The organism is Hymenobacter agri (assembly GCF_054778495.1).
Genome location: NZ_BAAGZM010000392.1, coordinates 1 through 4,087 on the forward strand (window position 1 = coordinate 1; position 4,087 = coordinate 4,087).

4 protein-coding genes and 1 pseudogene are annotated in these 4,087 nt (G+C 65.0%); 2 read left to right on the forward strand and 3 right to left on the reverse strand.

Annotated features, from left to right (window positions below; all coding sequences use genetic code 11):
• A pseudogene (locus ACYVDE_RS16340) lies at window positions 1-361 on the forward strand (hypothetical protein); the annotation flags it as partial.
• Between the two features lie 121 nt (window positions 362-482).
• Here the strand turns inward: ACYVDE_RS16340 and ACYVDE_RS16345 are convergent.
• Window positions 483-1,610: a DNA topoisomerase IB gene (locus ACYVDE_RS16345; protein ID WP_460502619.1), complete on the reverse strand. Its 1,128-nt coding sequence runs from the start codon at window positions 1,608-1,610 to the stop codon at window positions 483-485.
• Between the two features lie 279 nt (window positions 1,611-1,889).
• On the opposite strand from ACYVDE_RS16345, the gene ACYVDE_RS16350 reads away from it, so the two are divergent.
• The gene (locus ACYVDE_RS16350) at window positions 1,890-2,993 is read left to right on the forward strand and encodes an App1 family protein (protein ID WP_460502620.1); all 1,104 of its coding nucleotides are present in this window, start codon (window positions 1,890-1,892) and stop codon (window positions 2,991-2,993) included.
• 98 nt (window positions 2,994-3,091) lie between these two features.
• Here ACYVDE_RS16350 and ACYVDE_RS16355 read toward each other — a convergent pair whose 3' ends face one another.
• Together ACYVDE_RS16355 and ACYVDE_RS16360 are read right to left on the reverse strand one after the other, a co-directional pair.
• Window positions 3,092-3,484 carry a RidA family protein gene (locus tag ACYVDE_RS16355; RefSeq protein WP_460502621.1) on the reverse strand — a complete coding sequence of 131 codons (393 nt, stop codon included), beginning with the start codon at window positions 3,482-3,484 and terminating at the stop codon, window positions 3,092-3,094.
• 74 nt (window positions 3,485-3,558) lie between these two features.
• A partial coding sequence (locus ACYVDE_RS16360) for a WYL domain-containing protein (protein ID WP_460502622.1) occupies window positions 3,559-4,087 on the reverse strand: 529 nt, incomplete at its 5' end.

The following is a 4,087-nucleotide window of genomic DNA, read 5'->3' on the forward strand; positions in this document are numbered from 1 at the left end:
AACGTTTTACCGCGAGCTGGCCCGCCAGCCCCGCATCGGCGGCACCGACCAGGCCGAGCGGTTCGAAATCCACCGCTACGCCGACTCGACGGTGGTGGCCGTGTTTGCCGCGCAGGGCACCGTGGCGCAGTACCGCCGGGCTTTCATACCAGCCGAAACCAAGCGTATTCAACTCGAAGGCCTGGGGGGCGACGACCTGTTCATCGTCACCACCCACGGCGCGGCCGCCCGCCGCCAGCCGGCCATCCGCATCTACGGCGGCCCGGGCAACGATGAGCTGCGCCAGCCCGCGGCGGGCGTCCGCTTCGAGCAGGGCAGCGTGTCAGCGGGCAAGGCCTTCGATAAGATACCTGAGGAATAGGCACAGCGCCATTACAAACGAAGTAGGGTGCGGGGCTTGCCCCCGCCCGTCGTTGAACAACGCCCAAATGAGTCGTTCAACGGCAGGCGGGGGCAAGCCCCGCACCCTACTTCGTGCTTGATTACGCTTGCTTCAGCATTTTCAGCACCAGCCGCTCGATGGGTGAGAGCACATCATCGGGCGCAGCTTCGGCATCGTGCTTGCGCAGAAACTCTACCAGCTCGCCCGATTTGAACAGCTCGACTACCTGCGGGTGAATGTAGTATTTGGAGCACACCGTGGGCGTGTTACCCAGGGCTGAGGCCACGTCCTTCACCGCTTTCTTAATGGCCTTTTCGGGCGTGAGGTCAGGCTCTTCGCGCAGCACGGCTTCAAGGCAGCCGGCCATTTTCACGGTGCCGCCCCAGGTGCGGAAGTCCTTGGCCGACAGCGCGAGGCCGGTGTGGCGGTGCAGGTACTCGTTCACGTCGCCCGATTCGAGGGCGTGGCGCTGCCCGTCCTTCGAATAGTACTGAAACAGGTGCTGACCGGGGATTTCCTTGCACTTGCGCACCAGGCGGGCCAGGCGGGCATCGTGCACGGTCACGTCGTGCGGCACGCCTTTTTTGCCCACGAAAGAGAAATTTACGTCGCTGCCGTGCACGTCGACGTGGTCGTCCTGCAGGGTGGTGAGGCCGTAGCTGGCCTTTTTGCCGGCCTTTTCCTTGGCATATTCCTTATTGCCGACGCGGATGAACGACTGGTCCATGAGCGTAATCACCAGGGCCACCACCTTGTCGTGGTCGAGGGCCGGGCGGGCGAGGTCCTTTTTAAGCTGCTGGCGCAGCGGGGCCAGCTTTTCGCCGAAGGTGAGCAGGCGCGAGAACTTCGTGAGGCTGCGCATTTCGTCCCAGGCCGGGTGGTAACGGTACTGTTTGCGGCCCAGGGCGTCGTGGCCCGTCACCTGCAGGTGCGTGGTGGCCGAGGGCGAAATCCACACCTCCGTCCAGGCCGGCGGAATCACGAAGCTGCTGATGCGGTCCAGCGTTTTGGCGTCGTCAATTTTGTGGCCTTTGGCGTCGTAATAGGCAAACTTGCCGGCCCGCGTGGGTTTGCGCGTGAGGCCGGGGCCGTTGTCGGTGGCGTAGCGCAGGCCGGCCATCCGGGCCTGCCGGGCAGGGTCTTTGTACAGAATATGCGCTTCCTCCTGGGGCAGCAGCTTTTTTTTACGGGTCTTGGGATGGGCGGCGGGGGCAGCGGCAGTTGACATGGGCAGGCGGAGCGTGTGGGGGCTGGGAATTCAGACGTGAGGGTTCTACGCGAAAAGCCCCACCGTGGCTGCCCACTCCGTTGGCACGCATCTGCGACGCGAGTCGTTTGGCTCCGGGCCTTCGGCTCGCTGGCAAACGACTCGCCCGCGCAAAACGCCCAAACCTGGGCCGCACGCCAACCAGTCGGCACGCGTCGCAGACGCGCGCCAACGGCGCGGTCAGCAACAAATCCGGCCATAAATCCGGCCGCCCTGCCCTCGCAGCCGTAGGTTTGCCCCATGAATCTGCTTAAACCCGTGTCGGCCCTCAACGAATGGACCGACCACTTCTTTACCCGTTACCTCGCCCGCAAAGGCCGCCTCAAGCGCCTGCAGCTCGACGCCTACCGCAGCTACGGCACCGCCCACAAGTTCTACCTCAAAGGCCGCCTGCTCGGCGACCCCGGCCTGCGCCCCCAGTCCGCCACCGATTCCAGCTGGCGCAATTTCCTGAGCATGGTGCGCCGCTTCAACAGCCGCGAAATCCCCGGCGCCGACCTGCTGGCCGAGCTGCCCGACGGCAGCCAGCACGCCGTGACGACCGACGACGAAGGTTATTTCACCCTCATTCTGGAGCCCCGCACCCTGCCCGCCCCCGAGGCCTACCTCTGGTATCCCGTGCCGGTACGCGTGGCCGGCCTGCCCGCCGCCTTTCCGCCCGAGCTGGCCAAAGTGCAGGCCACGGCCAGCGTGCTGGTACCGCCCACCGATGCCGAGTTCGGCGTCATTTCCGACCTCGACGACACGGTGTTTGAAACCAGCGCCACCAACATCCTCAAGATGCTGGCCCGCACCCTGTTCAGCAACGCCCACTCGCGCCAGCCCTTCGCCGGCGTGGCCGAGTTCTACCGCCAGCTGCTCTACGGCCGCACCGGCCGGCCCGACAACCCCTTCTTCTACGTCAGCAGCAGCCCCTGGAATCTCTACGACGTGCTCGAAGAGTTCATGGCCCTGCACGACATGCCCCCCGGCCCGCTGCTGCTGCGCGATTTCACCATCAGCACGCCGCGCACCACCCCGCCCCCCGGCGTCACGGGCTCGGCCGCCATCCACTTCGCCCACAAGCTCCACGAAATCGACGACATCCTCACCACCTACCCCCAGCTGCCCTTCATCCTCTGCGGCGACAGCGGCCAGGAAGACGCCCGTATCTACCGCGAAGTAGTGCGCCGCCATCCCGGTCGCATCCGCGCCATCTACATCCGCGACGTGCAGGTGCCCGAGCGCGCTGTCCTCGTCGGCCCCATCATCGAGGAGCTAAAAGCTGAAGGCGTGCCCATGATGCTGGCCGCCACCTACGCCACGGCCGCCGCGCACGCGGCGGGGCTGGGGCTGGTGAAATAAGTTCTTTGCCCACCACACCAGAAGCTGGCTGGCCCCCAGCCACACGCAAAGGGCCCGGTCAAGTACCGGGCCCTTGCGCTGTGCGGCGGCCGAGGCGCCTATTTCATCAGGGTAGCTTCCAGCTCCACGCTCAAGTTGGCAAACAGGCCTTTGACTTCCAGCAGCGTGGTGGCCTGCCGGACGCCGTGCCGGGCCGTCCATTCCTGGTAAACATCGGTGCAGGTGGTGAAGAATTCGGTCACCGAGGTGGTGTACACGTTCAGCCGCGCAATGCCCGAGCACTCGTAGCCGGCCTCGCCGATGAGCTGCTCCAGATTCTGGAAGGTTTGCAGCAGTTGGCTGCGCATGTCGGCGGTGCTGGGCCGGCCTTCGGCGTCGAGGGCCACCAGTCCCGAGCAAAAGAGCGTGGCTTCGGGCTGCTTAATTTCAACGGCTTGCACCGAATTGGTACGCTCACCCCATATCCAGGGGTCAATGGTCCGCTTTTTCATATTTTGGGTTGTGGAGTTGGATAGAAAGTGTTTGTCGTTTGACTCCACAAAAGTCCCCGCCGCCCCTGACAGCCCTATGTCAGCATGTTTTCGGGCGCGCAAAAAAAATCGTGCGCCCGCTGGGCCAGCTCGCGCATATGTTCGCGCAGGGCGGGCGGTTCCACCACCGCCACGGCCCCCGCGAAGGGCAGCAGCCAACTGGCCAGGTAGGGCAGTGAGCCCAGCAGCAAGGTCATTTCCAGGCGGCCATCGGGCAGCGGCTGCTCGTGGGCCCAGCCGTACTGACGCTTGGTGTCGTGCAGCTGCTGCACCGTGGCCGACGGCAGCGCTGCCAGTTGAAAGCGAAGGACTACTTTTTCGCGTGGCCGCCTGCTGGCCTCCACCTGCCAGTACTGATGCAACGTTTCGGGGCGTGCCGCAAACACTTCCGCGGTCGTTTCCAGGTGCTGGATGCGGTCGAGGCGGAAGTCGCGGAAGGCCTGCCGCAGCCGGCAATAGGCCACCACGTGCCACTGCCGGCTGCGGTACAGACCAATGGGCTCCACGGCGCGCTTTTCGGGCGCGGCGTGGTCGGCGGCCTGATAGCGCAGGCGCACCACTTGG

Bases quoted from the DNA above. Each gene is read 5' to 3' on its own strand.
- ACYVDE_RS16345 (WP_460502619.1), bottom strand. From the start codon at position 1,610: ATGTCAACTGCCGCTGCCCCCGCCGCCCATCCCAAGACCCGTAAAAAA.
- ACYVDE_RS16350 (WP_460502620.1), top strand. From the start codon at position 1,890: ATGAATCTGCTTAAACCCGTGTCGGCCCTCAACGAATGGACCGACCAC.
- ACYVDE_RS16355 (WP_460502621.1), bottom strand. From the start codon at position 3,484: ATGAAAAAGCGGACCATTGACCCCTGGATATGGGGTGAGCGTACCAAT.